Below are 1,229 nucleotides of genomic sequence, written 5' to 3'. Positions count from 1 at the left end.
TGTTTTCGAAAAAATCAGCCACCAACTAACGGAAAATTCAAATCTTATCAATAGCTTAGCTTGCAGGTTATGGGTAACTTATTTCGAAAACAGTACACTAGCAGAGCATGGGCTACCCGAGGCCCGCGTTTTCTTCACTTCTCAATGTACCTCACCCCTTGGGGGCTGATTTTCGCTGCGTTGCAGATTAGCGGGGAGTCACTGTACAACTACTCAAATTTAGATGACCAGCAACGCTGGTTGTTACGTTGCTTTTGGGGGGCAGAGCCGGGGGGCTGGAACTGGACGATCCATAGCCAAAAGCTCGCCGAAATTAACTTGCTCCCTACGTTTTTTGATAGAGGTATTATCCATCGCTCTATCAACGGTGAGGCCGTACGCAACTTGCACTTGTTATTACCGGGGCTGACAGCGGCGAGTTTCGACGACACCTCATTACGCTGGACGGCCGAGCTGCATCATCCGTCTCATACACAGGATGTTAGCGAGGCGCTTTGCCGAAGAGCCTCCATTATAAAAGCATCGCCCTTAACCTTGGCGCTGGAGATTCCAGATGATTGGCATGGACATAACGTAATAATGCTTTTTCGACTGGCAGCAAAACCCGCATTGGCAACGACATATCTGAAAGAAGACCAAGGATACTTAAACTACAGAATTCCACTGGACATGAGCACCGCAAGTAAGCCTATTACTTCATCACCATCAGTGCTCAATGAGAAAATTCAGCTGCCTGTCACTCAGATTAGGAGAGTAGACCTTAATGTTTTCTAAGAGCCACAACCACCAATCCGTTGCAGACAATAAGGAACACGAGTCTGACAGTAATTTTTTTGATCTTTCGCCGCTCCCACTCCCAACAGGTGCTGTTGGTGTAAGCGCATGGAATTCCTGCAGATCGCTCAATGATGTTTATCTTGACTATGGCCCGGGGTTTGAACCATTGGAAAAGTCTATACGTGCGATCTTCGGGCTTGTCACGGCCATGATAGTTATTCTTGTGGTGACCAGCTTAGCCATGGAGCTACGTGAATATGTAAAATATCAGAGATTCTCACCGGGAGATCTTGTGGAGTTCTCGCCGACACATGGAATTGCCAGTGGACTTTTCCTACTCATCACTGGGCGGCGGCAAAAACTGAGCGCAACACCTGACCAATCCGGTACGGTGAACCTATGTCATATCATGAACTCAGCATTGAAGAACGCATCACGATCCAGTTTGGCCA

The 1,229-nt window shown here is 47.7% G+C and carries 1 protein-coding gene and 1 pseudogene; both read left to right on the top strand.

The features are described 5' to 3' along the window. Window positions 1-144 precede the first annotated feature (144 nt). Complete coding sequence (locus DW49_RS0107440) at window positions 145-774, top strand: hypothetical protein (protein ID WP_050556436.1); 630 nt, start codon at window positions 145-147, stop codon at window positions 772-774. Further along, a pseudogene (locus DW49_RS1000000133315) lies at window positions 764-1,229 on the top strand (hypothetical protein); the annotation flags it as partial. The gene DW49_RS0107440 and the pseudogene DW49_RS1000000133315, both read left to right, overlap by 11 nt.

The organism is Pseudomonas avellanae BPIC 631 (genome assembly GCF_000444135.1).
Lineage (GTDB): Bacteria > Pseudomonadota > Gammaproteobacteria > Pseudomonadales > Pseudomonadaceae > Aquipseudomonas > Aquipseudomonas avellanae.
The sequence above is the reverse complement of the archived record's forward strand: the minus strand, read 5'-3'. Positions and strand labels throughout refer to the sequence as shown.